The 25140-nt window shown below is 70.0% G+C and carries 25 protein-coding genes; 10 read left to right on the top strand and 15 right to left on the bottom strand.

What is annotated here, in order from left to right; genetic code table 11:
* Window positions 1-1782 (bottom strand): multicopper oxidase domain-containing protein, encoded by a 1782-nt coding sequence (locus AB0M80_RS24955; RefSeq protein WP_364569260.1) that lies wholly within the window; start codon window positions 1780-1782, stop codon window positions 1-3.
* Between the two features lie 190 nt (window positions 1783-1972).
* On the opposite strand from AB0M80_RS24955, the gene AB0M80_RS24950 reads away from it, so the two are divergent.
* Both AB0M80_RS24950 and AB0M80_RS24945 read left to right on the top strand, forming a co-directional pair.
* The gene (locus tag AB0M80_RS24950; RefSeq protein ID WP_364569257.1) at window positions 1973-2767 is read left to right on the top strand and encodes an HAD-IIA family hydrolase; all 795 of its coding nucleotides are present in this window, start codon (window positions 1973-1975) and stop codon (window positions 2765-2767) included.
* A 37-nt stretch (window positions 2768-2804) separates the two neighbouring features.
* A complete protein-coding gene (locus AB0M80_RS24945; RefSeq protein WP_364569255.1) occupies window positions 2805-3605 on the top strand; it encodes a metallophosphoesterase in 801 nt (266 codons plus the stop codon).
* Here AB0M80_RS24945 and AB0M80_RS24940 read toward each other — a convergent pair whose 3' ends face one another.
* The 6 genes from AB0M80_RS24940 to AB0M80_RS24915 all read right to left on the bottom strand — a co-directional run bounded on the left by AB0M80_RS24940 (window position 3606) and on the right by AB0M80_RS24915 (window position 8054).
* The gene (locus AB0M80_RS24940; RefSeq protein WP_364569253.1) at window positions 3606-3980 is read right to left on the bottom strand and encodes a YccF domain-containing protein; all 375 of its coding nucleotides are present in this window, start codon (window positions 3978-3980) and stop codon (window positions 3606-3608) included.
* Entirely contained in the window at window positions 3980-4735 is a 756-nt protein-coding gene (locus AB0M80_RS24935) for a PhzF family phenazine biosynthesis protein (RefSeq protein ID WP_364569251.1), read from the bottom strand. The genes AB0M80_RS24940 and AB0M80_RS24935 overlap by 1 nt, the downstream gene beginning before the upstream one ends.
* Before the next feature lie 64 nt (window positions 4736-4799).
* Entirely contained in the window at window positions 4800-6215 is a 1416-nt protein-coding gene (locus AB0M80_RS24930) for a hypothetical protein (RefSeq protein ID WP_364569248.1), read from the bottom strand.
* 14 nt (window positions 6216-6229) lie between these two features.
* On the bottom strand, window positions 6230-6787 hold the full coding sequence (locus tag AB0M80_RS24925) for a DUF3558 family protein (protein ID WP_364569245.1): 558 nt from the start codon (window positions 6785-6787) through the stop codon (window positions 6230-6232).
* The gene (locus tag AB0M80_RS24920) at window positions 6784-7281 is read right to left on the bottom strand and encodes a hypothetical protein (RefSeq protein ID WP_364569242.1); all 498 of its coding nucleotides are present in this window, start codon (window positions 7279-7281) and stop codon (window positions 6784-6786) included. The genes AB0M80_RS24925 and AB0M80_RS24920 overlap by 4 nt, the downstream gene beginning before the upstream one ends.
* Window positions 7282-7352: 71 nt before the next feature.
* The gene (locus AB0M80_RS24915) at window positions 7353-8054 is read right to left on the bottom strand and encodes an ESX secretion-associated protein EspG (protein ID WP_364569240.1); all 702 of its coding nucleotides are present in this window, start codon (window positions 8052-8054) and stop codon (window positions 7353-7355) included.
* A gap of 111 nt (window positions 8055-8165) precedes the next feature.
* Between AB0M80_RS24915 and AB0M80_RS24910 the strand changes: the two genes are divergently transcribed.
* Window positions 8166-9824 carry an AMP-binding protein gene (locus AB0M80_RS24910; protein ID WP_364569237.1) on the top strand — a complete coding sequence of 553 codons (1659 nt, stop codon included), beginning with the start codon at window positions 8166-8168 and terminating at the stop codon, window positions 9822-9824.
* Between the two features lie 139 nt (window positions 9825-9963).
* On the opposite strand, the gene AB0M80_RS24905 is transcribed toward AB0M80_RS24910, so the two are convergent.
* Window positions 9964-10932, bottom strand: coding sequence for a R2-like ligand-binding oxidase (locus AB0M80_RS24905; RefSeq protein WP_364569234.1), 969 nt, complete (start codon window positions 10930-10932; stop codon window positions 9964-9966).
* 21 nt (window positions 10933-10953) lie between these two features.
* A complete protein-coding gene (locus tag AB0M80_RS24900) occupies window positions 10954-11538 on the bottom strand; it encodes a TetR family transcriptional regulator (RefSeq protein WP_364569231.1) in 585 nt (194 codons plus the stop codon).
* 94 nt (window positions 11539-11632) lie between these two features.
* Between AB0M80_RS24900 and AB0M80_RS24895 the strand changes: the two genes are divergently transcribed.
* Window positions 11633-12256: an HAD family hydrolase gene (locus AB0M80_RS24895; RefSeq protein WP_364569228.1), complete on the top strand. Its 624-nt coding sequence runs from the start codon at window positions 11633-11635 to the stop codon at window positions 12254-12256.
* Window positions 12257-12258: 2 nt separating this feature from the next.
* On the opposite strand, the gene AB0M80_RS24890 is transcribed toward AB0M80_RS24895, so the two are convergent.
* The gene (locus AB0M80_RS24890) at window positions 12259-12495 is read right to left on the bottom strand and encodes a hypothetical protein (protein ID WP_364569225.1); all 237 of its coding nucleotides are present in this window, start codon (window positions 12493-12495) and stop codon (window positions 12259-12261) included.
* Between the two features lie 131 nt (window positions 12496-12626).
* On the opposite strand from AB0M80_RS24890, the gene AB0M80_RS24885 reads away from it, so the two are divergent.
* Window positions 12627-13013 (top strand): cold-shock protein, encoded by a 387-nt coding sequence (locus AB0M80_RS24885; protein WP_364569448.1) that lies wholly within the window; start codon window positions 12627-12629, stop codon window positions 13011-13013.
* On the opposite strand, the gene AB0M80_RS24880 is transcribed toward AB0M80_RS24885, so the two are convergent.
* Genes AB0M80_RS24880 through AB0M80_RS24870 form a run of 3 tightly spaced genes read right to left on the bottom strand, consistent with a single transcriptional unit; the run spans window position 13010 to window position 16213 of the window.
* Window positions 13010-13486 carry a DUF2771 family protein gene (locus AB0M80_RS24880; protein ID WP_364569222.1) on the bottom strand — a complete coding sequence of 159 codons (477 nt, stop codon included), beginning with the start codon at window positions 13484-13486 and terminating at the stop codon, window positions 13010-13012. The genes AB0M80_RS24885 and AB0M80_RS24880 overlap by 4 nt on opposite strands.
* A 10-nt stretch (window positions 13487-13496) precedes the next feature.
* Window positions 13497-15395: an MFS transporter gene (locus AB0M80_RS24875; RefSeq protein ID WP_364569219.1), complete on the bottom strand. Its 1899-nt coding sequence runs from the start codon at window positions 15393-15395 to the stop codon at window positions 13497-13499.
* Window positions 15396-15445: 50 nt separating this feature from the next.
* Entirely contained in the window at window positions 15446-16213 is a 768-nt protein-coding gene (locus AB0M80_RS24870) for a glutaminyl-peptide cyclotransferase (RefSeq protein ID WP_364569216.1), read from the bottom strand.
* Between the two features lie 51 nt (window positions 16214-16264).
* Here AB0M80_RS24870 and AB0M80_RS24865 point away from each other — a divergent pair, with 51 nt between their 5' ends.
* Window positions 16265-17914 carry a DUF3027 domain-containing protein gene (locus AB0M80_RS24865; RefSeq protein ID WP_364569213.1) on the top strand — a complete coding sequence of 550 codons (1650 nt, stop codon included), beginning with the start codon at window positions 16265-16267 and terminating at the stop codon, window positions 17912-17914.
* Window positions 17911-20724: a molecular chaperone Hsp90 gene (locus tag AB0M80_RS24860; protein ID WP_364569210.1), complete on the top strand. Its 2814-nt coding sequence runs from the start codon at window positions 17911-17913 to the stop codon at window positions 20722-20724. The genes AB0M80_RS24865 and AB0M80_RS24860 overlap by 4 nt, the downstream gene beginning before the upstream one ends.
* Before the next feature lie 20 nt (window positions 20725-20744).
* Here AB0M80_RS24860 and AB0M80_RS24855 read toward each other — a convergent pair whose 3' ends face one another.
* Entirely contained in the window at window positions 20745-20972 is a 228-nt protein-coding gene (locus AB0M80_RS24855) for a DUF2530 domain-containing protein (protein ID WP_364569445.1), read from the bottom strand.
* Window positions 20973-21054: 82 nt separating this feature from the next.
* On the opposite strand from AB0M80_RS24855, the gene AB0M80_RS24850 reads away from it, so the two are divergent.
* Entirely contained in the window at window positions 21055-22524 is a 1470-nt protein-coding gene (locus AB0M80_RS24850; protein ID WP_364569443.1) for an NCS2 family permease, read from the top strand.
* Here the strand turns inward: AB0M80_RS24850 and AB0M80_RS24845 are convergent, their stop codons facing one another.
* Entirely contained in the window at window positions 22525-23067 is a 543-nt protein-coding gene (locus AB0M80_RS24845; RefSeq protein WP_364569207.1) for a hypothetical protein, read from the bottom strand.
* Window positions 23068-23175: 108 nt separating this feature from the next.
* Here AB0M80_RS24845 and AB0M80_RS24840 point away from each other — a divergent pair, with 108 nt between their 5' ends.
* Both AB0M80_RS24840 and AB0M80_RS24835 read left to right on the top strand, forming a co-directional pair.
* Window positions 23176-23607 (top strand): MarR family transcriptional regulator, encoded by a 432-nt coding sequence (locus tag AB0M80_RS24840; RefSeq protein ID WP_364569204.1) that lies wholly within the window; start codon window positions 23176-23178, stop codon window positions 23605-23607.
* Between the two features lie 146 nt (window positions 23608-23753).
* Window positions 23754-25010, top strand: a complete 1257-nt coding sequence (locus AB0M80_RS24835; protein ID WP_364569201.1) for an MFS transporter — start codon at window positions 23754-23756, stop codon at window positions 25008-25010.
* Window positions 25011-25140 lie beyond the last annotated feature (130 nt).

The following is a 25140-nucleotide window of genomic DNA, read 5'->3' as shown; positions in this document are numbered from 1 at the left end:
TCAGCCGTCGTGGTGGTGGCCGCCGCCCGGGTGGACGTGGAACTTCGCCACCGCCGGCGGGTGCACGACGAACGGCCGCATCATGCCTTCGTCCTCGTGATCGAGGATGTGGCAGTGGTACATGAACTCGCCGGTGCCCCCGCCGAACTGCCCGGCGACGCTCACCCACTCGCCGGGGTGCACGACGATCGTGTCCTTCCAGCCCTCCTCGTACTCCTCCAGCGGGACGTCGGTGAACCCGTCGATCGGCTGCGTCGTCCGCTCGGTGGCCTGGTCGAACGTCGTGGTGAAGGTGCGCCGGAACAGCGCCTGGAACTCGGTCAGGTGGATGTGGATCGGGTGCGCGGGGCCGCCGTTCGCCACGTGCACGAGGTTCCACACCGCCCACCGGTCGTGGTCGATGAAGATGCCCGTGGTGTCGTCGAAGAGCCGCCCGGTCATCCGGAACGTCTTCAGCCCGCCGTTCGGGTCCTGGAGCTGGATGATCCCGGCGCCGCCCGGGTCCGCGTCGACCTGCTGGAGATCCCACATCTCCGGGTGGCCCTCGGCGTTGAGCAGCAGCGCGACCCAGACGTGGTCGTGGTCCTCCGGCAGCGTCGAGCCGTGCACCAGCCGCGTGTAGGACGTCGAAACCTTCTCCGGCAGCGTGAACGGGTCGTGCTTGGCCCGGCTGTCCACCCGGAACTCCATCAGGTCGGGTTCGACGATGCCCAGCTGCGGGTCGGCGTTGCGCAGCCTGAGCTTCTGCCCCGGGTAGCGGCTGAAGTCGATGAGGACGTCGAACCGCTCGGCCGGGGCGACGGTCAGGCCGTCCTTCGGCAGCTTGGTGGGCGCCGGCAGCAGGCCGCCGTCGGTGCCGATCAGCCGCACGGCCTCGTTGACCACCTTGTCGTTCTCGTCGACCAGGTTGAGCGTGTAGAACCGCGAGTTGGCCGCGTTGAGCAGCCGGAAGCGGTACCACCGCGCGTCGACGTCGAGGTGCGGCCAGATCACGCCGTTGACCAGGTTGAACGGTCCGGTGAACGGGATCAGGGTGCCGTTCGGCAGGGACGGGACCTTGAACAGCAGCTGCCCGGTGAGCGCCTGGGTCGCCGGGTCGGTGTCGAGGTTACGGTCGGTGATGATCAGCGGGATCTCGTGGTCGCCGTGCGGCAGGTCGAGCGCGTCCTCCTCGTCGTCGCGGATCAGGTACATGCCCGCGAGGCCGGTGTGGACGTTGAAGCGCGTGATCGCCATGGCGTGGTCGTGGTACCAGAGCGGCATCGCCGGCTGGCGGTTCTGGTACTCGGTCAGCTGGGACGTCCCCTCGAGGCCCGCGTTGTGCGCCCAGCCGTCGTTGCCGGCGTTGGTGCGCGCGCCGTGGAGGTGGACGACCGTCCACGACGGCAGGTCGGCGACGCCCTCGATGATCGAGTAGTCCTTTCTGTCCAGTTCGCGGCCGGGACGGCTCGTCGGCACGTCGGTGATCGGGCCCTGAACGGCGACCAACGGGAACTCGCCGTCGATTTCGTTCGACCACGAAATCCGCAGCTGCTTGCCGCTGCGCACTTCGATCGTCGGCCCCGGGAAATGCCCCGCGTACGTCCAAAGCGTAGTTTCGGGCAATTCCGAGTGCAGCCGCCTGCGCTTGGTGATCATCGGAATCGTGATCATGTCCTGGCCCCACCACGAATGCGGCCGGAGTACCGGTGGAATGCGCAGCGGGTCCAGGAACTTGGTGAGTCCCCAGTTCGGCGCGGTGATCGGCCCGGTCGTCGCCGGGCGCTCGATGATTTCGGTCATTGTTCTCCCCCTTCGGTGCGGGGGCAGGAAGAATCGCGCGGCGGCGCGCACGCCGTCGACGTCGAAAAGTATTCCCCCGAACCCCCTCGGTGACCGGTCGCGCGACTCCCCTCGCGTTACCGACAATTCCAATGGTAGCCCTTTTCGGCGTATCACGCAGGTGTCTCGCGCGCGTGATAGGTTTCGCACCATGAGCGAACGCCGGTGGACGTACCTCTCCGACATGGACGGCGTCCTGGTGAAGGAGGAGCACCTCGTCCCGGGGGCCGACGAGTTCCTCGCCGAGTTGAAGGCGAACGGCATCGACTTCCTGGTGCTGACGAACAACTCGATCTACACCCCGCGCGACCTGCGGGCCCGGCTGGAGCGCACCGGGCTCGACATCCCCGAGGAGTCGATCTGGACCTCGGCGCTGGCGACCGCGAAGTTCCTCTCGTCGCAGCGGCCGAACGGCTCGGCGTACGTCATCGGCGAAGCGGGCCTCACGACGGCGCTGCACGAGGTCGGCTACGTGCTGACCGAGCGCGACCCCGACTACGTCGTGCTGGGCGAGACCCGCACGTACAGCTTCAGCGCGATCACCCGCGCGATCCGGCTGATCGAGGGCGGCGCGAAGTTCATCGCGACGAACCCCGACGCGACCGGCCCGAGCCTGGAGGGCTCGATGCCGGCCACCGGGTCCGTCGCGGCGCTGATCGAGAAGGCCACCGGGCGCTCGCCGTACTACGTCGGCAAGCCGAACCCGCTGATGATGCGCTCGGCGCTGCGCCGGCTCGGCGCGCACTCGGAGTCGACGCTGATGATCGGCGACCGGATGGACACCGACGTGCACTCGGGCATCGAGGCCGGCCTGCAGACCATCCTGGTGCTCACCGGCATCTCCACCCAGGAGTCGGCCGAACGCTATCCGTACCGGCCCACGATGGTGATCGACTCGGTCGCTGACCTGATCGGGCGGACCCTGGACCCGTTCGGCGAAGGCTGACCACCGGCCGGGCGGCCGCAGGGCTTATCGTCACCGGATGAGCAAGTCGACGTACGTGGTCGGCGACGTCCACGGCCACCGTGACGAACTCGCCGACGCGCTGAGATCCGAAGGCCTGGTCGACGAGGAGGACAACTGGTCCGGCGGCGAGGACCAGTTGTGGTTCCTCGGCGACTTCGTCGACCGGGGCCCGGACGGCGTCGGGGCGATCGACCTGGTCATGCGGCTCGAAGAGCAGGCGGCCGAGGCCGGTGGCCGGGTGCAGACGCTGCTGGGCAACCACGAGATCCTCGCGCTCGGGATGTACCACTTCGGCGACGAGCCGGTGCCGTCCGACTTCGGCCCGCGCAGCTTCGCCCGCAGCTGGGAGATCAACGGCGGCCTGCTGTCGGACCAGGACCGCCTGACGCCGGAGCACATCGAGTGGCTGGCCGCGCGCCCGCTGGCCGCAGTCGCCGCCGACCACCTGCTGCTGCACTCGGACACGCTGGAGTACCTCGACTGGGGTTCCTCGATCGAGGCGATCAACGAGGCCGCCCGCGAGATCCTCGAGGGCAGCGACATCGAGGCGTGGTGGGACGTCTGGCGCCGCATGACGACGCGCTACGCCTTCCGCGGCCCGGACGGCGAGGAGAACGCGCAGAAGCTGATGGACGCCCTCGGCGGGTCGCGGATCGTGCACGGGCACAGCGTCATCGCCGACCAGTTGGGGATCCACCCGACGCAGATCGAAGGCCCGTTCCTGTACGCGGGCGGCAAGGCGCTCGGGGTCGACGGCGGCCTGTTCGTCGGCGGGCCGTGCCTGGTCGTGGAGCTGCCGTACGAACCGGAGTCGTGATCAGGCGATCTCGACGATCTCCTTGCCGAGCGGGACCAGCGACACCGGGATCATCTTGAAGTTCGCGATGCCGAGCGGGATGCCGACGATCGTGACGCACAGCGCGATGCCGGTGAAGACGTGCCCGATCGCCAGCCACCACCCGGCGACGACGAACCAGACGACGTTGCCGACGCACGACGCGGCGCCCGCGTCCCGCCGGTCGACGACCGTGCGGCCGAACGGCCAGAGCGCGTAGTGCGCGATCCGGAACGACGCCAGCCCGAACGGGATGGTGACGATCAGGATGCAGCAGATCACGCCGGCGAACAGGTAGCCCAGGGCCATCCAGAAGCCGCACAGGACGAGCCAGATGATGTTCAGCAGGGTGCGCATCAGACGTGCAGCTCCCCGCTCAGGACGGTGACGGCCCGGCCGGCGAGGTGGATCCGGTCGCCGTCCTGGCGGGTCCGGACGATTCCGCCGCGTGCCGACGCCTGCTCGCCGACGAGGTTCTTGTTGCCGAGCCGCTCGGACCAGTAGGGCGACAGGATGCAGTGCGCCGAGCCGGTGACGGGGTCTTCGTCGATGCCGACGCCGGGCGCGAAGAAGCGGCTGACGTAGTCGGCGTCGTCGCCCTTGGCGGTGACGAGCAGCCGTCCGGTCCAGGTCCGCTTGAGCTTCTCGAGGTTCGGTTCGAGGGTGCGCACGGATTTGGCGTCGGGCAGGACGGCGACGAGGTTCTCCACGCCGCGTCCGGTGTATTCGATGTCGACGCCGGGGAGGATCCCGGACAGGTCGTCGTCGGTGGGCTGCGGCGGGTCGGAGGGGAAGTCCAGTTCGACCCAGCCGTCGGCGGCCTTGGCGCGCAGTTCGCCGCTTTTGGTGGTGTAGGTCTGTTCGCCGCCGAGGACGTGGGTGGTCGCGAGGGTGGCGTGCCCGCAGAGCGCCACCTCGACGGCGGGGGTGAACCACCGGAGCGACTTGGGACCGGCCGGCGAGGTGACGACGAAGGCGGTCTCGGCGTGCTTCATCTCGGCGGCGACGGCCTGCATCCAGGCGGCATCGGCGGGCTCGTCCAGCAGGGCGACCCCGGCGGAGTTCCCGGTGAAGGCCCGGTCGGTGAAGGCGTCGACGATGAAGAAGCGCATGCCACCAATGTAGCTGCGACCCGGGCGGTGGATCTTGATCCGGGGGAGATCCCCGGGATGTCCCCTAGGACGTCTCCCCGATGGTCGGCCGCACGATCTTTTCGCCGTCCGGACCCCGTTCCGGCTTGAGATCGAAGACATCTTCGTCGACGGCGTACTTGTTCTTGTGCTCTTTGTCGTCTTCCTTCTTCTTGCCCGCCCCGGCCCCGGCGGCCCCTGCGGCGGCGCCACCGGCCTTGCCCTTGGCGGCCGCGGCGGCGGTGGCCCCGCGTTCGAGCCGCTCGCCGGATTTGCCTCCGCTCTTGCCGCCTTCGCCGGGCGTCTCCTTGGGCGTGCTGCCGGCGCTGCCGGAAACCCGCGACCCGGCGAACCCGCTCCCGGCCCGCCCGGACCCGATGCCGGGCTTGCGGGTGACGTCCCCGCCACCGGAGGTGCCGCCACCGCCGGGAGTCCCGGGCATGGCGAGCCCATCGGGCGTCATCCGGCCAAAGCCGCCGGCGGCGGGCGCGGCGCGGAAGTTGGTGTTGCCGCTGAAGGTGCCGGTGCCACTGGAGGTGCCGGGCGGGACGTAGCCCGGCGGCGTGGTGCCGGGCGGGGTGGCTCCCGGTGGCGTGGTGCCGCCGGGGACGTAGCTGCCACTGGTGCCGCCCGGTCCGGTGCCGCCTGGTCCGGTCCCGCCGATGGTGGGGGTGCCGGTGAAGCCGGTGCTGCTGGTGCCGTGGAAGCCGGAGACGGAGGTGGAGTCCCCTTGCCCCAGCTGAGGCGGCGGGGTGTAGGTGGGCTGGGTGCTGGCCGTTTCGTGGTAGGTGGCGTCGAGGTTCTGGAGAACCTGAACGGCTTGCTGATGCGCGGAATCGGCCTGCTGCTGCTTGGCGGCGACGTCGGTCATGGTCGTGTTCATCCCGATGAGGTCGCCGGATTCGTACTGTCGGCGCGCTTTGTCCATCTCGGCTTGCTGGTTGAAGCCGGTGGGCTCGGGCATGTTGGTCTTGGCGTAGTGGGCCGCCGCGGACTGCTGCGAGTAGTGGTTGGAGACCAGCTGCATGGCGTTGCCGGTCTGCTCGGTGTGGCCGGCGGTGCTCTGGAAGAAGGTGTTCGCCTGCTCGGCTGCGGGGCCCTGCCAGGAGCCACCGGCGGCGGTCGCGGCGTCGCGGAACTGGTTTGAGGCGTCGGCGAGCCAGTTGCCGTAGGTGTTGGCCACGCGGCTCCGGTCGTTGATGCCCTCGATGTCGAGGTCCTTGTGGACCATGTCGTAGAGCACTTCGTGCGCGCTGTGCGCGTAGTTCTCGCCAGGAGCCGGCGAGTCGCCTCGCAGGCTCTGGCCTTCCTGCAGGAGTTTTGCCTGCGCGACCGAGTAGTCCGACGCGGCTTTTTCGGTCAACCGCTGACCTTCGCCCCCATGGTCCTGGAGTTTCTGTGCGGTTTCCGCGTAGTAGTCACCCTCGGACTGGCGGTGCCCCGCCCGGTGCGGCTGACTCATGGCTGGACTCCGTCTCAATTCTTCGGCAGTAGTGGCTCGACCTTCGCGGCGACGTCTTCGACCAGCTGGCAGGCCCTCGCGGTGTCCGAGCCCGAAGCCAGTAGGACAAAGGCGCGAGAGTTGGGTTTCACTTCCAGCCAAACGTCGCACTGCCCGGGGGAGTTCTCCGGTTCGCGTTCCATGACCGCAGGACGCCCGTTGACATTTCCTTCACTCGCCTGGGTGGGGTTGCCGACGTTTTCTTTGTATCCCCGTCCAGGGTTCAAAGAGAGCCCTACGTCCACGCCAGGCGTGTTGCCGGACGCGGACTTGGTGGTGCGGCATCCCTGCTTCGGATTTGCGACCAATGGCTCCGCCTTGGGGTAGCCCTGGCCGGCGAGCGCCTGGTCGAGGATTGAGCAAGAACTCACGCCCGAGAACGGGTTGTCCGGGTCGGCGGTTGCGCTGCCCGTACTGGGAGCGGTCGATCCGGTCGCCTGCGAACTGGGCGCCGCCTGACCGCCGACCTGACTCGTGCAGGCGGTCAAGGCGAATGCCAACGCGGCTGACGTGACCACGGCGCGTGCGATCACTGCTCCTGCAGTCCCTTGCTGAGCTGACTGAAAGTCATGCTGTGGGCATCCTCTGTTTCGCGGTAGTTCTTGCGTGCGATCACCATCGCTTCACGCGCTTGCTGGACCCCGTCACGCATCCGGATCAAGTTGGGGATCAACGATTGCTCATCCCCATCGGCAACCTTCACATTGAAAGCGGCGATGGCCTTGGCGTATTCGCTGCCGCCCATCTTGGCCTGGGCTGCCAGTTCACGAACATCGACGATCATCCGGTTGTAGCCGTCGAGGAAGAAGTCGCATGCCTTCATGTACGCCTGGAAACCCTCTTCGTTCACCGCGAACTGGCCACTCTCGGCAAGCGACTTCAGGTGGTGGCCACCCTCGCTGACCCGCTTTGCGGCCTCCGAGTCGGTAGGCCCGTCGAGCAGTCCCGAAAGGAAGTTCGCCCCGGCGTCCCCCGCCGCGGGTGGGGGCGTGAACGACCCCGGCGCGCCGAACTGCGAACCGCCCATGACGCCCTCCCAGTCGTCTCGGCACCACCCTGCGTGGTCCCTCGCACTGTACTAGTGACGAACCGGCGGTGTCAGTGGTTCCTGCCACGCTCGTGAAGCCAGCTCCGCAGGTGAGAACCATCCGATGGGGTGAACCGCACCCGCGTCTCACCGCCGGGAAGCGGCTCGTTGAACATCAGGAACCGTCCGCCGTCGTTGTCGACGAACGTGGCTGCGCCGATCGGGTGAAGCGCACCTTGGCCCTGCCGGGTCGACAGCTCGAATGTTCCGTAGCGGTGCAGCGGCCACGACGAGAACTCGGCCGCCGCTGCCGTGTCCTGCCGGGAGCCGGGGGAGACGAACGTCAGCTCCGCCAGCGGCACGGGCTGGTAGCTCGGGAGCATGCCGACCACCAGGTCGACCAGCCGGTCCGGCCGCGTCTGCGCGAACAGGAGCTCCTCGCCCGCCTGTTCCGAAAACACGCCCAGCCCGTGGCCGATGGTGGCTCGGTAGAACACCTGGCGGCCGTCCGCGATCTCTGCTGCGCGGACGATGATCAGCACCTCCGGCTGCGTCCACGCCCGGAGCGTCTGCTCCACCTCGATGTCCAGCTTCTCCGGGCCCGCCAGGCCCCGCGCCCGCATCGCGTCCCAGGCCGCCGCCATGATGCGGTCGTGCTCTTCCAGGGTGTGGCCGGGGCTGCGGATTTCGAACGGGTGCCAGTGCGCCGGGAGGCCGGTGCGCCGGACCGCGGCGGCCACCTCCGTCAAGCCCAGCGAGAATTCCTCCGGCACGTCCCCGAGCGTAGCGGAACCGGCACCCCGCGCCGCAGGTCCTGAGCTTGGCCGGCCCGGGTTCCGGTTCCTAGACTCGGGGTGCCCGACGAAGACGTCCGAGGAGTCACCATGCCTGACGCGCCCGCCCTGCCGAGTTACGCCTCGGGGATTTCGGAGGTCCCCCTGCTCGGGGACACCATCGGGGACAACTTCGACCGGACGGTGGCCGCGTTCGGGGAGCGGGACGCCCTGGTGGACCGGGCCGTCGGGCGGCGGTGGACCTACCGGGAGCTGGCCGCCGAGGTGACCGCGCTGGCGCTGGGGTTGGTCGCGCGGGGCATCGGCAAGGGTGACCGGGTGGGAATCTGGTCGCCGAACCGGGCGGAGTGGACGTTCCTGCAGTACGCCACGGCGAAGATCGGCGCCATCCTGGTCAACATCAACCCCGCCTACCGGGCGCACGAGCTGGCGTACGTGCTCAACCAGTCCGGCGTGAAGCTGCTGGTCGCCTCGGACGCGTTCAAGACGTCCGACTACCCCGCGATGGCCGACGAGGTGCGCGAGAAGTGCACCGCGCTGGAACACGTCGTGGTCCTGGGCGGCGAGGGCTGGCAGGCGCTGGTGGAGGCCGGACGCCGCGGCGATCCCGCGGTGCTGGCCGAGAAGCAAGCCGCGCTGTCGGCCGACGACCCGATCAACATCCAGTACACGTCCGGGACCACGGGCTTCCCCAAGGGCGCCACCCTCAGCCACCACAACATCCTCAACAACGGCTACTTCGTCGGCGAGCTGTGCAACTACACCGAAACCGACAAGGTGTGCATCCCCGTGCCCTTCTACCACTGCTTCGGCATGGTGATGGGCAACCTGGCCTGCACCAGCCACGGCGCCTGCATGGTGATTCCGGCCCCGGCGTTCGACCCGCGTGCGACGCTCGAAGCGGTCGCGGCCGAGCGGTGCACGTCGCTCTACGGCGTGCCGACGATGTTCATCGCCGAGCTGAACCACCCCGACTTCGCGAGCTTCGACCTGTCGTCGCTGCGCACCGGCATCATGGCCGGCTCGCCGTGCCCGGTCGAGGTGATGAAGCAGGTCATCGACCGGATGGGGATGGCCGAGGTCTCCATTTGCTACGGCATGACCGAGACGTCCCCGGTGTCGACGCAGACCCGGTCCGACGACTCGATCGAGCGCCGCGTGTCGACGGTCGGGCGGGTCGGGCCGCACCTCGAGGTCAAGGTCGTCGATCCCGAAACCGGCCTCACGGTTCCGCGCGGCGAGCCGGGCGAGCTGTGCACGCGCGGGTACTCGGTGATGCTCGGGTACTGGGAACAGCCCGACAAGACGGCCGAGGCGATCGACGCGGCCCGCTGGATGCACACCGGCGACCTGGCGGTCATGGACGGCGACGGCTACGTCAACATCACCGGCCGCATCAAGGACATGGTCATCCGCGGCGGCGAAAACCTGTACCCGCGCGAAATCGAGGAGTTCCTCTACACCCACCCCGACATCCTCGACGCGCAGGTCATCGGCGTCCCCGACGAGAAGTACGGCGAAGAGCTGATGGCCTGGGTGCGGATGCGCGAAGGTGCGGAACCGCTGACGGCGGAGAAGGTCCGCGAGTTCTGCGGCGGCAAGCTGGCGCACTACAAGATCCCGCGGTACGTCCACGTCGTCGAGGAGTTCCCGATGACCGTGACCGGCAAGGTCCGCAAGGTCGAGATGCGCGAGAAGTCGATCAGCTTGCTGGGGCTGGAACAGGCGGCGTCGGCGAAGCACGCCTAAACCGATCGGCGCGGCCGGGCGTGTTCCCTTCGCGATTCTGCGAAGGGAGGCGAGCGATGATCATCCTCGGCTGGGATTGGTGAGCGGCTGAAAAGCGCGCGAGGGCACCTTCACCATGAAGGTGCCCTCAGGGCGCGCGTCAGGACACCGCCGCGGCGGCCTCCGCGATCGCCTTCGCGTCCTCCTCGCCGAAGGTGTCCTCCAGCTGCTCCGGCGAGTAGTCGACGTCGATCTGCTCCACCGGCATCCCGCGGGCCGACTCGATCGCGCCCAGGCGGCGCTGGGCGCGGTCCGCCGCGTACTGGATGATTTCCTGCGGATCGTTGTCGAACGGCAGTTCCTCGAACTGGTCCTGCACCCACTGGATCATGTTGAGCGCGTGCGGCAGCAGCTCGCCCATCCGCTGCTGCACCGCGTCCCACAGGGAGTCGTCCGCCGCGACGTGCCGCCGGCACGTGAACGTGCCCCACGCCATGTGGCGGCGCTCGTCGTCGCCGATGCGGCGGATCAGCTCCTGCATGCCCGGCAGGATGTCGTACTGGGTGCAGATCAGCTGCCACGAGTAGTAGCCGGTGAGCGCGAGGCTGCCCTCGATGACGTGGTTGTACGTGACGCTCGCGCGGATCTGGTTGAGCGGGCTGGGATCGTCCTCCAGCGCGCGCAGCGACTGCGGCAGCTCCTCGTAGAACAGCTTGCGGTAGTGCGGGTTCTCCGCGACGTACGGGTGGAGGTCTTCGGTCAGGCCGACGGCGTCCATCCAGCGCCGGAACACTTCCGTGTGCTTGGCTTCCTCGAAGCAGAACTGCGTCAGGTACATCTCGTCGCCGAAGCGGCCGGTCGCCGACATCGCCCGCATGAACGGCTGGATGTCCTCGGTGACGGCTTCTTCGCCGGCGATGAACTGCGCGACCAGGTACGTCGTGCTTCGCTGCTGCTCGGGGTTGAGCGTGTCCCAGCCTTCGCGTTCGCGGCTGAAGTCGATGTCCGCCGGGTTCCAGAACTTCTTGTTTCCCTTGACGAACAGCCGCAGCGGGAACGAGTCCCAGTTCAGGCCGCCCTTGCGCAGCGAGGAGAAGCCGGTCCGCAGTTCGGAGAGCGTGTCGGTCATCGTGTCACTCCGATAGTCGATTCAGTGGACGAATTGCCGGATGGCGGGGGCCAGCACCGCGGTGACGGCGTCGGCCGCTTCGGTCGCCGAATGCGTGGAGAGCACCAGGTGCGACAGGGAAAGGCGCACGGCGGTCTCGGCGAGCAGGGCCGCGGCTTCGGCGGACAGCCCGGGTTCGAACTCGCGGTACTGCTCGGCGGCGAGCTCCGCGGCCGCGGTGAGGATCGGCTCGCCCCTGGTCGTGAGCAGCGGCAGCAGGTCTTCGCCGGCTTCGGTGCCGAGCGCCGCCGCGACCAGGCGGTTCTCCCGTGCGTGCTCGATCGTGTAGACGACGGCGTGGTGGATGCCCGCCAGGAGCCCGTCCGCCGTTTCGAACCGCTGCCGGATCCCGTCGAGGAACTCCGACGCGGTGCGCAGCGCCACCGCTTGGGTCAGCGCCGCCTTGTTCCCGAACTCGTTGTAGACCGTCTGCCTGCTCACCCCGGCCCTGGCCGCGACGTCGGCCATCCGCAAGCCCGCGTGGCCGCGGTCCGGCAGCAGGTCGGCGGCGGCGTCGAGCAGCGTCTCGCGCAGGGACGCCTTGGTTCGCTCGGTGAAACTGGTCACACTTTTACCTTGACACAAATCGCTCCGCTGTCAAGGTGCTGTACACGTTCGGTTCGTACGTAAATTTGTCGGTGGTGGCGGCTACGGTGCGGGGGTGGGCATCACCGTGGGCTTCGACCTGGACATGACACTGATCGACGCGCGGCCGGGCATGGCCGCGGCGATGAACGCGCTCGGCGCCGAATCCGGCCTGCCGTTGGACGGCGAGGCGTTCGCGGCGAACCTCGGACCGCCGCTCGACGACATCCTGCGCGGCTTCGAGGCGCCCGAGGAACGCATCCCCGGCCTGGTCGACCGGTTCCGCGCGATGTATCCCGAGGTGGTCGTGCCCAGCGCGATCGCGCTGCCGGGCGCGGTCGAGTCGCTCCGCGCGGTGCGGGCCGCGGGCGGGCGCACGCTGGTCGTCACCGGGAAGTACGGGCCCAACGCGCAGCTGCACGTGGACGCGCTCGGGCTCGACGTCGACGAAGTGATCGGCGAGCTGTGGTCGACGCAGAAGGCCGAGGCGCTGCTGGCGCACGATGCGCGCGTGTATGTCGGAGATCACGCCGGCGACGTGCGGGGTGCGCTCGCGGCCGGCGCGATCCCGGTCGGCGTCACGACCGGACCGTGTGATCGCACGCTCCTGCTCAGTGAAGGCGCCGAGGTGGTGTTCGACTCGCTGACGGAGTTCCCGGAGTGGTTCGAGCGGACGTTCGCGGGGAGCGCGGTGCCGTAGCCCTATTTCTTGGCGCGCGCTTCCTTGACCAGCGCGATCAAGCCCAGCAGCAACCCCAGCGGCGTGATGACCCCGGCGGCGAGGGACAGCCAGACCGGCAGGTTCTCCAGGCCGGCGGCGAACATGATGAACACCGCCAGCACAGCGATCATGCCGAGGCCGAACAACCCGATGCCGACGCGCATCAGGAACGGTTTGCCGGGAGTGGCCACGGCGGCCTCCTTCGTCGTGGTCTTCATGACGCAAGAGGATATCCGCCGGTATCGCCTTCTCCCCAGGGCCGGTGGCGGGATACCCTTTACGCAGCGCGCCCTGGGTACGCCCCGGGCGCGTTCGTCGTGAGCGGACAGCAGAAGGACTGGTGAGGGAAGTGCCGACCGGCAAGGTCAAGTGGTACGACGCGGAGAAGGGCTTCGGGTTCGTCACGCAGGACGGTGGCGCCGACGTCTACATTCGCAAGGCCGCGCTGCCGCAGGGCGTCGAGGGGCTCAAGGCCGGACAGCGGCTCGAGTTCGGCGTCGCCGACGGCCGCCGCGGCCCGCAAGCGCTTTCCGTCCGGTTGCTCGACCCGCCGCCGTCCGTCGTCGAGGCGCGCCGCCGGCCGGCCGAGGAATTGCACGGCCTGATCGAGGACATGATCAAGCTGCTCGAGCTGAAGGTGCAGCCGGACCTGCGGCGCAACCGCTACCCGGACCGCAAGCACACCAAGCAGATCGGCGAGATCATGCGCGCGGTCGCCCGGGACATCGACCCCTAAGCCTCCAGCCGCAGGCCCCACACGTCGCTGGGCAGGAGGCCCGATTCGCCGGTGTTCGAGTTCAGCACGGCCGTGTACCGCTGCACGTCGACCGCCGAAATGCGGTCGGCGGGCGTCGGCGGGGTGACGGTGTAGGCGTAGCGGTCCAGCGACGTGAACGGGATCGGGTCGCTCTGCTTGTACTCGCCTTGCGGGGTCACGTACTCGTAGACGATCTGCCACGGCGCGTCCGCGACCTCACCGGGCACCGAGATCTGCACCGGCTTGCCCGGCCGGACCTTCAGCGTCTGCGTCGAGCCCTTCGTGCTGCACGGCTGCGCGAGCTGCTGGGAGTAGTCGCACGTGAGCACCGGCGTGGTGTTGATGGTGTGGCCGTCGGCGTAGAAGGTGACCTCGGCCGGGCCCGGTGCCGAGCAGCCGGCCACCGCGAACCCACCGGCCGCAAGCAGGGCCACCACCCGGGAACGTCGCATGCGCCGGAGCCTACCGGCGGGCCCTCGGGTCGCTGGGCAGGCCCTGGGCCGGGAAGCTGCCGGTCGGCTCGGGCCGCAGGGGCCGGTCGCCGCCGAGGCCCGGCACGAGCGAGCCGCCGCGGCGCACCAGGTACGTCTGCGTGAGGCCGACGGCCAGCAGGATCGAGACCACCAGGAAGCCGATCCAGTACGTCGGCGGCAGCAGCAGGCCGACCGCCCCGCCGCAGCACCAGGCCAGCTGCAGCACGGTTTCCGAGCGGCCGAACGCCGACGCGCGCGACTCCTCGGGCAGGTCCTCCTGGATGACGGCGTCGAGACTGATCTTCGCCAGCGCGCTGGCGGTGGCGCCGATCAGGCCGACGATCGCGGCCGTGGCCAGCCCGGGCAGGACCGTCGCGACCAGCGCGGCAAGCACGCAGCCCGCCACGCATCCGACGATCACCTGATCGGGGCTGCCGAACTGCAGGCGCGAGCCCAGCGCGTTGCCGAGGAACCCGCCGGCCCCCGCCGCGGCGCCGATCACGCCGAGCAGCAGCAACTGCGTGAACGGCGTCTGCCCGCTGCCTTCGGTCTGGGCTTTGACCGCGAAGGCGGCGAACATCATCAGGAAGCCGGTGAGCACGCGCACCGAGCCGTTGCCCCACAGCGCGACGACGATGTGGCGGCCCATCGGCTGACGGGGTTTCTTCTCCTTCGGGTGCGCCGAAAGCGAAGTCGGCACCTCGCCCTCGGTCGCCTCCACCCAGGCCGGGATCCGCATCGACTGCACCGCCGCGGCGACGCAGATCAGCGCCGTGAACCACAGGGCGCCCGCCGACCCGGAGATCGCGTTGAGGCCGCTGGCCAGCGCGCCGAACACGCCCGCGGCGACCAGGCCGAAGATCGTGAGCCGGGCGTTCGTCTTGGAGAGCGTGATCTCCGACGGCAGCACCCGCGGGGTCACCGCCGCCTTGAGCACGGTGAACGACTTCGACAGCACCATCATCCCGAGCGCGGCCGGGTAGAGCAGCCAGTCGTCGAAGTGCAGGGCCATCACGACGGCCATCAGCCCCTGGCCGATCGACGACGCGCACATCGCCAGCCGCCTGCCGCGCTGCACCTTGTCGAGCGCCGGTCCGATCACCGGCGCGACCAGCGCGAACGGCGCGATCGTGATGAGCAGGTAGAGCGCCACCTTGCCCTTGCTCTCGCCGCTGGTCGCGGCGAAGAACAGGGTGTTGGCCAGCGCGATCGCCATCGCCGCGTCGCTGGCGTAGTTCAGCATCACGGCGTAGGTCAGCGAGGTGAGACCGGACTTTTCGGCGCCGTCGGCCTTCGTCGCGCGCTGGAAGGCGTCGACGGCTTGGCCGGTCAGCTGACGGCTGCGCATCGCCGCCACCCGGGTGACGGTGATCTTCTTCGGCAGCTTCGGCGTGCCGCCCGGCGTGTGCGGAGGGGGCTGCTGCGGTGGCTCCGGCTCGGGCGGCCGTGGTTCGCCCGCGTAGCCGCCGGTGTCGTAGTGCTCGTACTCGCCGCTGCCGGGGTGGCGTTCGCCCTGGTAGAAACCGGGCGGCTCGCGACGCACCGGCTCGGTGCGGTGGGGGTCGTACGGCCGGGCCCCGCGCGGGGGCGGCGGCCGGTGGCCCGTCGGCGCGGCGGTGGTCGGCGCTTCGCCGGCGTTCGGGACGCGGTCGTCGTGGAACCCCGCACGCGGCGGTGCGGGCCGTGGTGGCGGCGGGACGGGCCGTTCGACGCGGGTGGGTGGCGGCGGCGGGCTCGGGTGCTGGGCGCGGGTCGGCGTGGCCGCCTCCCGCCAGGGCCGGGCCTGCGCGGCGCCCGGTTCCGGCGTCCAGCGCCGTTTGGACTTCCGGCCGCGCGGCTGACCGGACCGGGTGCCGTCTGAGCCGGAGCGGGAGCCGAAGAGTGCCACGTGTCAATCCTGCCTTACCGGGGGCCGGTTCCGCCTGCTCATCCGTGCTTTCACGCCGGAGCCGGGACAAACCTCACCCGGAACGTGACCGGCCACTGCTTACCGGTGAGGAGGAACTCGTCGGTTCCCGGGACGGCGGCGATACCGTTGAGCACGTCCTCGGTGCCCGTCGCGTTCACTTGACCACGCAGCTGACGTGCGTCGATCGTCCCGGTCACGCGGCCGGAGGCGGCATCGATCCGCAGGACGGTGTCGGTGTGCCAAACGTTTGCGTACACGTCGCCGCCGACGCACTCGAGTTCGTTGAGCTGGTCGCGGCCGACGTCGACCCCGCCGGTGACGGCGAAGGTCTCCGGGTCCCGGAAGGTGAGCCGCGCGGAGCCGTTGCTCATCACCAGCCGCCGGTCGGCCTGGTGGCACAGGCCCCAGCCTTCGCCCTGGAACGGGACGCGCCGCAGCTCGGCGAGGGTGTTCGCGTCGCGTTCGATGGCGAACCCGTCCTGCCAGGTGAGCTGCCACAGCTTCGGTCCGAGGACGGTGACGCCCTCGCCGAACAGCGGCGACGGCAGCGTGATCGTGGTCCGGGGCCCGCCGCCCGCCGGGCCGGCGGTGAGCGTCGAGCGCCCGGCGAGCCCGGTGCTCTCGTAGAGCGTGTCACCGGCGAACTCGAGGCCCTCGGTGAACGCCGCGGGATCGTGCGGCAGGGTCGAGAGCACCTGGACGGTGAGCTGTTCCGGGCTCGGTTCCTGCTCGGGGGCACCGGCGCAGCCGCCGAGCGCGGCGGCCAGCAGCAGCGAGGTGACGATCGGCGTACGCACGTTGAACAGCCTGGCACGGGCGCCGCGGGTGCGTGCGGCACAATTGGCCGCATGACTCTGCTGCTGACCCTGGACGACGGTTCCGTGCAGCGCAAACTCGCCGATGCGGTGGAGTTCGCGCGAGCTGCGGTGCTGGAGGAGGCACCCGAGGAGCAGCTCGGCGCTCATGTGGGGGTCACCCGCGAGGACGCGGTCACGGCGAGTCACCTGTTCGAGGCCCAGGTACCGGGCTACGGCGGCTGGCGCTGGTCGGTGACGATGGCCCTGGCGGGCGACGACGAGCCGGTGACGGTCAGTGAGGTCGTGCTGGTGCCGGGCCCCTCGGCGTTGGTCGCACCGGCTTGGGTGCCGTGGGAGCGCCGCGTCCGCGCGGGCGACCTCGGGGTGGGCGACATCTTCCCGACGGACGAGAACGACCCGCGCCTGGCGCCGGCGTACCTCCAGTCGGACGACCCGGCGGTGGAGGAGGTCGCCCACGAGGCGGGCCTGGGCCGCATCCACGTGCTGTCCCGCTTCGGCCGCACCGAGGCGGCGGCGCGCTGGCACGCCGGAGAGTTCGGGCCCCGCTCGGACATGGCGCGCAGTGCGCCGGACGTGTGCGGGACGTGCGGGTTCTTCGTGCCGCTGGCGGGTTCGCTGCGCGGGGTGTTCGGAGTGTGCAGCAACGACATCGCCCCGGCGGACGGCCACGTGGTCGACGTGGAGTACGGGTGCGGAGCGCACTCGGAGGTCGAGGTCGAGGTGACGTCCTCGGTCCCGGTGGCCGAGCTGGTGTACGACGATTCCCTGCTTGACTTCACACCGGCACCGGCACCGGTGGAGACGGCGGCGGCCGAGCCGGAGACGGGCATCGCGGAGTCCGACGTGTCGCCGGCGGAGGTGGAGCCGGAGGTTGTGGCGGAGATCTCGGAGCCGGAGCCGGAGCCGGAGCCGGAGCCGGAGTCGGCTGCGGTGGAGTCGGCTGACGCGGTTGCCGAGCCGGAGGTGACCGGTGAGGTCGCTGAGCCGGGTGAAGCGGTGGAGGCTGTCGCGCCGGTGGACTCGGAGGCTTCAGAGGTGGCCGATCCGGCTGCGGCGGTCGCCGAGCCGGTAGCGGCTGAGCCGGTTGCGGCGGAGTCTTCGGCAGGGGCCGACGAGGTTGCCGAGCCGGGTGAGGGTCAGGCTTCGGAGGTGACCGAGCCGGTCGAGGCATCGGCGGCGACTCCGGAAGTGACCGATGAGGTGACCGAGCCGGTCGTGGCCGAGGTGCCGGAGCCCGCGGAAGCGGAGCCGACGCAGGCCGAGGTGACCGATGCGGCCGAGCTGCGGACAACCCCGGAGCCGCTGGGAGCAACGACCGAGGCGACGACCGAACCCGATGCGGCCGAAGTCCCGGTGGCGGCGGAGTCGGACGCGGCGGAAGTGGATCCCGTCCCGGCGGAGGTGGCCGATCTGGTGGGCGAGCCGCAGGACGCCGAGGCCGAGCCTGTTCAGGCCGAGGTGGCCGATGGGGCTGACGAGCCGCAGGACGCCGAGGCTGCCCAGGCCGAGGTGGCCGATGTGGCTGGCGAGCCGCAGGAAGTCGAGGTTCCCGAGGCTGCCCTCACCGACAACGTGGTGACCACTGCGTCCGAGGCTCCCGAACCCGATGCGGCCCCGGCTCCCGACACCGGCGAAGCCGACGAAGCGCAAGCCCAGGTCGACAACACTCCCGAACGGTGACCGGCGCCACCACTGAGCCGGGCGATCCGTTCGGGACCGCTCGGCTCCGCGAAGCCACTCTGCGCGCCTGGCAGGACTCGCCCACCCGGCTCACCGAGGACACCAACGTCGAACGCGATCTGCGTGTCGGGGCCTATCGGGATCGGCTCTTCGTCGAGCTTGCGCAGAACGCCGCCGATGCCGCCATGGCCGGGGGGACACCCGGGCGGGTTCGGGTGTCCCTTGTGGACTCCGAACTCAGGTTCGCCAACACCGGCGCCCCGCTCGACGCGCGTGGTGTTGCCTCGCTCGCCTCGCTGCGAGCCTCCGGTAAGACCGGCGGGACCGTGGGGCGCTTCGGTGTCGGGTTCGCCGCCGTGCGGACCGTCTCGGATGAACCGTGCGTCGTCTCCGTCAGCGGGGGCGTCGTCTTCTCCGCCGAGCGCACCAGACACGCCGCGGGGATCGACGGGGACGTTCCCGTCCTGCGGCTCCCGTGGCCCGTTCCCGCCGACGTGCCGCCCGGCTTCGACACCGAAGTCCGGCTGCCGCTGCGGGACGGAGTCGACGGGCGAGCCCTTCTCGACGAACTCGCCGGGAACGTCGCCGATCTGCTGCTGGCCCTGCCCTGGCTGGCGGAAGTCGACGTCGATGGTCGCGTTTGGACACGGGAAGCCGATGGTGACGTCGTCGGAATCCGGGGCCCCGACCGGGAAACGCGCTGGTTGACCCACCGCGGCGACGTCGTGTGGGCGGTCCCGGTCGGCGCCGATGGCACGCCCCGGCCGCTCGAGGAAGACGTTCTGCACGCCCCGACGCCGACCGATGACGGACTGTCGCTGCCCGCGCGGCTGCTGGCGTCGCTGCCGGTCGAGCCCTCGCGCCGGCGCGCGCTGCCCGGGCCCGAACTGACGAAAGCGCTTGAAGCGGCCGCGAAAGAGTACGTCGAATTGGTCCGGCTGCTGCCGCCGGAACACCGGTTCGCGCTCGTTCCCACGCCGGGGTTTCCCAAGTCCACTGTGGATGCGAAACTGCGCGACGAAGTGCTGTCCGTGCTCAGCTCCGAGCCTTGGCTGTCCACTCAGGACGGCGCTGAGGTCTCCGGGCGCCAGGCCCGGGTGCTCGACGTCGACGTGCCCGGGCTGCCCGCGCTCCTGGCCGACCTCGTTCCCGGCCTGCTCGCGGGCTCCGTTCCCGCGCAAGCGCTGAAAGCCGTTGCGGTGCAGGTGATCAGCATCGAAGAGGTGCTGGAAACGCTCACTGGGATCACTCGCGACCCGAGCTGGTGGCGGGAGGTCTACGCGGTACTGGCGATCGCCGTCGAGTCGCACGCGCTCGCCGGGGAACGGCTGGACGGCCTGCCGGTTCCCCTGTCGGACGGCCGGACGCTGCCGGGTGCTCGTGGCAGTCTGCTGGTGGAAGGCTCGGCCGAGCTCCTCGACCTCTTGTCCGATGTGGACATTCCCGGGCTGCGACTGGTGCACCCGGCCGCGTCGCACCCGCTTCTGGAACGCTTGGGAGCCAAGCACGCCGACGCCCGCGAACTGCTCAACGCCGACCAGCTGCGCGACGCCGTCGAGCGCAGCGTCGAGGACGTCCGGTCCGGTTTGGACGGTACGACGCTCGCCGGCGCGGTGCTGCGGCTGATCGCCGACTGCGGTGACGACGCCCCGCGCTGGGTCCGTGCGCTCGCCTTGCCCGGCACCGACGCCTGGCGTCGCGCCGACGAACTAGTCCTCCCGGCCTCGCCGCTGCTGGACATCTTCGACGAAGAGGTCTTCGAGGAAGACGGCGCGCTGGACGTCCTCGACGAGGACTTCGCCGAAGACTGGCCGGCCGGCACGCTCAAGGCCGCCGGGGTGCTCGACTCCTTCGCGCTCGTCGTCGACGACGAGCCGCACGAGCCCGACCACGACCTGCCCGACGAGGAAACGTGGTGGGACTCGCTGCCGGAGCCGCCGTCGACGCTCGTCGCGATCCGGGACCTCGACCTCGTCGCCGACGACGCCTGGCCCGCCGCGTTGCGCCTGCTCGCCGCGCAACCCGAGACGTGGCACGCCCTGCGCGCGCCGCACGGACATGCCGCTTGGTGGATCGCGCAGTACGCCGTGCTCGGCGGCGCCGCACCGAACGAGTGGCGCCTGTCGGACGCCGAGCTGGCCGGGCTCTTCGACGAGGTCCCCGACGTCGGTCTGAGCGAAGACCTGCTCAAGGTCGCCGGCGTGCGCACGGACCTGAGCTTGTCCACAGTGGACGAGGCGCAGGACGTGCTGGCCCGGCTCGCCGACCCGGACCGCACGATCTCCCCGGGGCTCGCGGCCCGCGCTTACGACGCGGTCGTCGAATCCGGGTTCGAGCCCGGCGATCCGGGCGGGGTCCGGACCGCCGACGGTTCGGTGGCCGACGGCGCGCTCGTCCTGGACGTGCCGTGGGTCGCGGGAGCCTTGGAGCCGAACCGGTTCGTCGCCGCGCCCGCGGATCCGGACCGGCTGTCCTACCTGCTCGATCTGCCACTGGCCGGCGAAGAACCGGCCGAAGTGACCAGCGAAGGCGAGTACGCGCCCTGGGCCGGGCTCCCCGCCCTGAAGCTCGTCGCGGACCAGCTCGGCATCCGGCTGCCCGAGGGCGGCGTCCTGGTGCACGACCCGCTCACCGTGCGCATCAAGGGCGCCGAGCACGACGTCCAGTGGTGGTCCGATGACCGGCTGCACGCGGCCGACACCTCGGAAGGACTGGCGCGCGCCTTCGCCTGGGCGGCCGGACGCTGGCCCGACCGGCACCTCATCACGGCGTTGCTCGACGACCCTTCGCCGCGGACGCTGCTGGCGTAAGCCTCAGAGCCCTCGGAGTCTTACAGCCGCTGGGCCGACTTCGACCCACGGCGGGCGGCCGCGCGCTGCCACGTGATGATCGCCAGGCCGACGAAGCCGAGCGCGAAACCGGACAGCGCCGTCTGCACCCACAGCCCCGATGTCGTGAAGAAGAGCACCACCAGTGCGACAGCCCAGATCGAGGTGCCTACGATCACCACCGGCGTCAGGTCGGTCAGCTTCTCGGGCAGTTCCGGCGTGTGCCGCAACGAGCCCGTAACCTCCGGTGGCTTGATCGGTTCACTCACGGGGTGAAGGGTACTCCGCAGCAGCGACAGAATGGGCAGGCGAATGGCGGAGCAGGAGACGACCCGCACCGGGACGTCCACACTGGACCGGTTCTTCAAGATCACCGAGCGGGGGTCGACCGTGCCGCGCGAGTTGCGCGGCGGCTTGGTCACCTTCGTCACGATGGCCTACATCGTGGTGCTGAACCCGCTGATCATCGGCAGCTTCTCGGCCGACGACGCGGGCGCGCACAAGGACGTCCTCGGCGGCATCCTCCCCGTGCCGCAGGTCGCCGCGGTGACCGCGCTCGTCGCCGGCGTGCTGACCATCCTGATGGGCCTGATCGCGAACTACCCGTTCGCCATCGCGACCGGCCTGGGCATCAACAGCCTGGTCGCGGTCACCATCGCCCCGCAGATGACCTGGCCCGAAGCGATGGGCCTGGTGGTCATCGAGGGCGTGATCATCGTGGCGCTCGTGCTCACCGGGTTCCGCACCGCGGTCTTCCGGGCCGTGCCGGCCGCGCTGAAGTCCGCGATCGCCGTCGGCATCGGCGTGTTCATCTGCCTGATCGGCCTGGTCGACGCCGGGTTCGTGCGCCGGCTGCCGGACGCCGCGCACACCACCGTCCCGGTCGGCCTCGGCATCAGCGGCTCGATCGCGTCCTGGCCGACCGCGGTGTTCGTCGTCGGCCTGCTGATCACCGGGATCCTGGTCGCGCGCAAGGTCAAGGGCGCGATCCTCATCGGCGTGCTGGCGTCGACGGTGCTGGCCATCGTCGTCGAGGCGATCGTCAAGGCCGGGCCGTCGCAGGGCACGAACCCGAAGGGCTGGAACCTCGGCTACCCGGCGCTGCCCGACCAGGTGCTCGGCCTGCCGAACCTCTCGCTCGTCGGTGACGTCTCGTTCGGTGCCTGGACGCGGCTGCCGATCATCACCGTCTGCCTACTGGTGTTCACGCTGGTGCTCGCCGACTTCTTCGACGCGATGGGCACCATGACCGGCCTCGCGAAGGAGGCCGACCTGCTGCCGGAGGACGGCCAGCTGCCCAACGTCGGCAAGGCGCTGTTCGTCGAGGGCCTCGCGGGCGCGGCCGGCGGCTTCGGCTCGGCCAGTTCGAACACGGTGTTCGTCGAGTCGGCGTCGGGCATCGCCGAAGGCGCGCGGACGGGCCTGGCGAACGTCGTCACCGGCGTGCTGTTCCTCGCCGCCATGTTCCTGACCCCGCTGTACCAGGTGGTGCCGGTCGAGGCGGCCGCCCCGGCGCTGGTCGTCGTCGGCGCGATGCTCATGTCGCAGGTCCGCGACATCGACTTCACCGACTACTCGATCGCGCTGCCCGCGTTCCTGACCATCGTCGTCATGCCGTTCACGTACTCGATCGCGAACGGCATCGGCGCCGGCTTCGTCAGCTACGTCGTGATCCGCGCGGCCACCGGCAAGGCCCGCCAGGTGCACCCGCTGATGTGGGTGATCGCGCTGGCGTTCATCGCCTACTTCGCGGTCGGCCCGCTCCAGGCGGCGTTCAGGTGATCAGCCCCTGATTTTCAGGGCTTCGTCGAGGACGCCCCGGTTGCGCTCGAACTCGGCGACCGGGGCCTCGAACCGGACCGTCACCAGGGCGTCGCCGGCGCCGAGGCCGACGACGGTCACCCGCCGCGGCACGCCGTCGCGCTCGTAGGTGTAGTCCCATTCCGCGGCGTCGCGGTCGGCGATCGGGGCGTGCTCCACCACGGTGCCGCCCTGCCCGCCGGCCACCGCCCGGAGCCCGCCGAGGGCATCCTCCTGCGTGATCGGCACCCGGTCGGTCTCCAGCAGGAGCTCGCCTTGGCGGTAGCTCGCGCGCTCCTTGTCGCGGCTCACGGCCCAGGACGGCACCGGTATCTCGATCGCCGCGCCGGGGCCGGTCGCGTCCTGGATCTGGTAGATCTCCAACGTCTCCCGGATGAACTTGGGTGCCGGCGGCGGCGGTGGGGCGGCCGCGGGTGCCTCGTCACCGCCGCCGACGAACTGCGCTACCACGATCGCCAGGACCGCCGCGCCGACCACGGCCGAGCCCACCAGTTTCTTGTTCATCCCGCTCCCCAGGTTCTGCTCCTGGTGAGGACGCGCGGGCCTGTTCCAAGGTTGCGGTTTGACGGAGATCACCCGTGCGGCCGATGTTTCGTAAGGTATGCTAACTATATGTCCGGCGACACGCACGAACGCTCCTTGGCGAGCCGTTTGCGTCTCGCGGTGGTCCGGCTCAACCGCCGGCTGCGGGCACAGCGCGTCGGGGACGACCTCACGTTGACGCAGGTCGCCGCGCTGTCCACCCTGCACAAGTGCGGTGCGCTGACCCCGGGTCAGCTCGCCGCGAAGGAAGGCGTCCAGCCACCTTCGATGACGAGGGTGATCGCCGCGCTCGAGGAGCTGAGTTTCGTCGAGCGGCGCCCGCACCCGACCGATGGCAGGCAAGCCATCGTCGAGTTGTCCGAGAGTGGGCTGGCCTACGTTCGGAAGGCCATCTCCGTCCGGGAGGCGTGGCTGGACCGGCAATTGGCGGAACTCGGCGACGAAGAGCGCGAAGTGCTCTCCAAAGCCGCCGAAATCATCGACAGGATGGCGGGGAACTAACCACGGTGACGGCCACGGGTAGCGAAACCAAGCGTTCGACCGAGACCACTGCTACCCGGGACACGGCCTCACCGCCGTCCGCTTCACCGCCGTCCGAGTCGCGCTCTTCGAAAACGTCGCGCTCTTCGAAAACACAGCGCCGCAGCATGTTCGCCTCCCTGCGGGTCCGCAACTACCGGCTGTTCTTCACCGGCCAGGTCATCTCGAACATCGGCACCTGGATGCAGCGCATCGCCCAGGACTGGCTGGTCTTCACCCTCAGCGGCAACAACCCGATCGCCCTCGGCATCGCGGTGGCCCTGCAGTTCACGCCGACGTTGTTCCTCTCCCTGTGGGCCGGCGTCCTCGCCGACCGCGTCGACAAGCGGCGGCTGCTCACCTGGATCCAGGTCGCGGCGTGTTCGCAGGCAGTCGTCCTCGGTGTCCTCGACCTGAGCGGGATCGCCACGCTGTGGCAGGTCTACCTCCTGTGCTTCACGCTCGGCGTGACGTCGGCGCTCGAAGTGCCGACGCGGCAGTCGTTCGTCGCCGAGATGGTGGGCCGCGACCAGGTCACCAACGCCGTCGCGCTGAACTCCTCGATCTTCAACATGGCGCGGATCGTCGGCCCGGCGATCGCCGGGTTCGCGATCACCTGGATCGGCACCGGCTGGCTGTTCATCGCGAACGCGCTCAGCACGGTCGCGGTGATCACCGGGCTCGTCCTGATGAACCCGGACAAGCTGTTCCGCGTCGCGGCCGTGCCGCGCGAGAAGGGCCAGCTGGCCGAGGGCCTGCGGTACGTCCGCCGCCGGTCGGACCTGATGACGGTGATGGTGCTGGTCCTGTTCGTCAGCACGTTCGGCATCACGTACTTCAGCTCGCTCCCGATCGTCGCGGCGAACGTCTTCCACACCGCGGCCGACGGCTACGGCCTGCTCTCGACGCTGGTCGCCGTCGGCACCTTCACCGGCGCGGTGATGTCCGCCCGCCGCGGCACGAAGGGCAGGCCGCGGGTGCGGCTGATGCTCGTCTCGGCGTTCTTCCTCGGCGTGTTCGAGCTGGTCACGGCGTTCATGCCGACGTACCTGACCTTCGGCCTCGGGCTGATCCCGCTCGGGTTCGCCACGATGACCTTCCTCAACACGGCGAACGCGCTGGTGCAGACGTCGGTCAGCCCGGAGATGCGCGGCCGCGTGATGGGCCTCTACGTGCTGGTGCTGATCGGCGGCAACCCGATCGGCGGCCCGCTGGTCGGCTGGATGGCCCACGCCTACGGGGGGCGGTCTCCGTTTTACATCGGCGGCGCGGTGTCGGCGGTGGCCGCGGTCGTGTGCGCGGTGGTGCTGATCCGGCGCGGTGGCGTGTCGTGGCCCATGCGACGTGGATTCGGCCTTCGGGTGCTCCAGCGCTCGAAGGTCTGACGAGGAGTATCGGTTCGTGTTCACGGCGTGACCGTATCCGCGGGCACCGACAAAAACCGGCGGTTCACCGCTGTGGAGTCACCCGGATGAGTGAGATCGGGGTCTCTGCGGCGCACCCCTTGCCGCAAGA

The organism is Amycolatopsis sp. NPDC051045, assembly GCF_040682955.1.
GTDB lineage: Bacteria > Actinomycetota > Actinomycetes > Mycobacteriales > Pseudonocardiaceae > Amycolatopsis.
This window is presented reverse-complemented; position numbering and strand designations above follow the sequence as displayed.